This is a genomic window from Bacillus sp. BP-3, from assembly GCF_028401955.1.
In the GTDB taxonomy this organism is placed as follows: domain Bacteria; phylum Bacillota; class Bacilli; order Bacillales; family Bacillaceae_G; genus Bacillus_A.
In genome coordinates this window covers 1-2773 of the sequence record NZ_JAQOTJ010000047.1, presented here as the reverse complement: position 1 = coordinate 2773, position 2773 = coordinate 1, and the positions used below count along the sequence as shown (strand labels likewise).

The following is a 2773-nucleotide window of genomic DNA, read 5'->3' as shown; positions in this document are numbered from 1 at the left end:
TTTATTTGTTGGGACTCCTTGTATAGAAAACATCATTTCTTGGTCTCGATCCCTATTATTTCGTTGTTGGTACATAATCTCATCACCTTTCTGGCAATTTTACTTATAGTATATCAAATTGGCTGCAATTATACGTAACACATTTCACCAGTTGCCTCGCAACACATCAATTTTTATGGCCGTTATGAATTTAACAAATCCCCAACTGTAAATGACAAAATAAATATGTATATTTTTGCTTATATAAAGAAGTACATATTTGATTTTAACGCTTCAAATAACAAATAATGTAATCCTATTACAACTTGACATGGAGCCTCTATGGGCATGACTATCTCCATTAAAAGCCAGGAAACAAAAATGTACATGTTTAAACAGGCGTTTTTGTACATGCTTAAATTAGCATTTGCATCCCAACAGTAATCGATCTAGAAACAATCATTAAGAACATTGATGAAGATGAGATGTTAACCAAATTAACATAAGATTCTTCATTTGAAGAATAAGACAAAATACAATTTGGGATATTTTGTCTTATTACCCTTTTTCGTGGGATGGGCAAAAACACCCCAAATGGAATCTTTGCAAGATTTGTGATATATGGGAATGATATTCAACCAGTAGGATATCGTTACTCTCAATTGGCAACGATATTAAGGAGAGCTTACTTCACAGCATTATTTATACCGGATGTTCCAGAAAAAATAAAATGGATTGAACATCGTAATCCTGAGAATACAGTACTGAATAGAGAAGAAATAGTAGAAATTAAGTTAGAATGGGATGAAAAAATAGCTTCGTATAGTTCTGTAGGACAAAGATTCCTAAAAAGCATATTTGATTAAAACTATAATTTTTGTGAAACTAAAAAGTGAGGAACATGCGATTTCTACCTTTCGTTTATAAAACAAAACAATAGCATGAATTCTAATGATTTCATGCTATTGTTAAATAAATACTATTCAGCTTTTACAGCTTCTTTTAGTGCTTTCCCAGCTTTAAAGGCAGGTACTTTACTTGCAGGAATCGTCATGGATTCCCCTGTTTGTGGATTACGTCCTTCACGGGCAGCACGTTCTCGAATTTCGAATGTTCCGAAACCAATTAGTTGTACATTTTCTCCATTTTGTAGCGCATTTTGAATGGATTGAAAAACAGCATCTACAGCGAGACTCGCTTTTTGTTTTGTAAGTTCTGATTCCATTGCGACTTTTTGAATTAATTCTGTTTTGTTCATGAAAACACCTCATTGTGATAAATATACTGTTTTAGTATAAAGGGACGAACGGAGCAGTGCAAATTTAAGAAAAATAAGAAAAAACGACCTCTGATTTTCCTTCGTAAAACAAAGAAAGGTAGTTTCGAATGGTTTTGTATATAGAAAAAGAATAACTCGTTAAACAGGGAAAATAGGTGGTTAAACGAAATTGAAGATATTTAAGAAAGAAATTAAAGGAAAAATAACGTCTATATGAAGAATAAGAGGGAATTTGTAGCCGAATCACATATAATTTCACATACCGTGCTGATTAATAAAAACCAAACCCTCCAATCCACTCATTAGGGGTTGCTTCTTCTCTTCACTCTCCGATACAATAGACATATAGAATAACCGAAAAGAAAGGTGACTCTACTCATGAATCAACCTTTAGTGAATTTACGAGTTGACTTTGCTTTTAAGCAATTATTTGGTGTACAAGGACAAGAGGAATTACTGATTTCTTTTTTAAATGCTATTTTGCATGATTCTTTAACTACACCGATTGTATCACTTAAAATTGAAGACCCACATTTGCATAAAGAATATGAAGAAGATAAATTATCCATACTAGATATACTTGCTACACTTCAGGATGGCACAAAAGTAAACGTAGAAATTCAGCTAAAAAATACACAAGAGATTGTAAAACGATCCTTATATTATTGGAGTAAATTATATACTTCACAATTAGAAAAAGGGATGTCGTACCGTTCCCTACGCAAGACCATTGCGATTAATATATTAGATTTTGATCTCTTTCCTCATTATGATGACATGCATACAGTTGGACAGTTTTGGAGTCAACAACAGAAGCAAGTCTTACTCGATGATTTAGAAATCCATTTTATTGAGATTTCTAAATTGCTTCAGCAATGGAGAGAAGAAAAAATTAATCCGTGGGAAAATGAATTTGCTCGTTGGTTACTCTTGTTACCCGCACATGAAGATGAACATTTGACCCGCACATTGGAGGATATCGCCATGAAACAAGACCCAATGTTACAAAAAGCGATCCACAAATGGGAAAATATGAGTCAGAGTAGTTCCTTCCGTTTAGCATATGAAGCACGGGAAAAAGTATTATTTGATGAACAAGCAAAATTGGCACATGCCCGTGAAGTTGGTATGGAAGAAGGAATAGAAAAAGGAAAAGAAGTAGGCATTCAAGAAGGTAAATTAGCCGAAAGAAAACAGTTAATCCGAGGCATGCATAAGAATGGCATGGATATAGAAGATATTGCGAAGTTTACAAATATGGATATTTCAGAAGTACGCAATATTTTAGAACAATAAAAGGTAGACATCTCTTATGGAGGAGATGTCTACCTTTTATTATCTGATTATTCAGAAAAAATCGTGTGTATCCTTGATTTCCTACATTTCGTTAGGGTTACAGCCGAGATACATGTAAATATAATAGGGGTCACGTCACATCGCTATCAAGCTAACAAAACAAAATACCCCCTAAAATGAAAAAATACGCTATTCTTTCTGTAGAATCATAGGAAAGGA

The 2773-nt window shown here is 33.5% G+C and carries 3 protein-coding genes; 2 read left to right on the top strand and 1 reads right to left on the bottom strand.

The features are described from left to right. Nucleotides 1-554: 554 nt before the first annotated feature. Entirely contained in the window at nt 555-845 is a 291-nt protein-coding gene (locus tag PLX19_RS25845; protein ID WP_272191793.1) for a hypothetical protein, read from the top strand. Nucleotides 846-958: 113 nt separating this feature from the next. On the opposite strand, the gene PLX19_RS25840 is transcribed toward PLX19_RS25845, so the two are convergent. Next, nucleotides 959-1237 (bottom strand): HU family DNA-binding protein, encoded by a 279-nt coding sequence (locus tag PLX19_RS25840; protein WP_272191792.1) that lies wholly within the window; start codon nt 1235-1237, stop codon nt 959-961. A 399-nt stretch (nt 1238-1636) separates the two neighbouring features. On the opposite strand from PLX19_RS25840, the gene PLX19_RS25835 reads away from it, so the two are divergent. Then, nucleotides 1637-2554: an Rpn family recombination-promoting nuclease/putative transposase gene (locus PLX19_RS25835; RefSeq protein WP_272191791.1), complete on the top strand. Its 918-nt coding sequence runs from the start codon at nt 1637-1639 to the stop codon at nt 2552-2554. The last annotated feature ends 219 nt before the right edge of the window (nt 2555-2773 follow it).

What these genes read in the sequence shown, in the direction of transcription:
- PLX19_RS25845 (WP_272191793.1), top strand. Translation starts at nt 555, where the DNA reads ATGGGCAAAAACACCCCAAATGGAATCTTTGCAAGATTTGTGATATAT.
- PLX19_RS25840 (WP_272191792.1), bottom strand. Translation starts at nt 1,237, where the DNA reads ATGAACAAAACAGAATTAATTCAAAAAGTCGCAATGGAATCAGAACTT.
- PLX19_RS25835 (WP_272191791.1), top strand. Translation starts at nt 1,637, where the DNA reads ATGAATCAACCTTTAGTGAATTTACGAGTTGACTTTGCTTTTAAGCAA.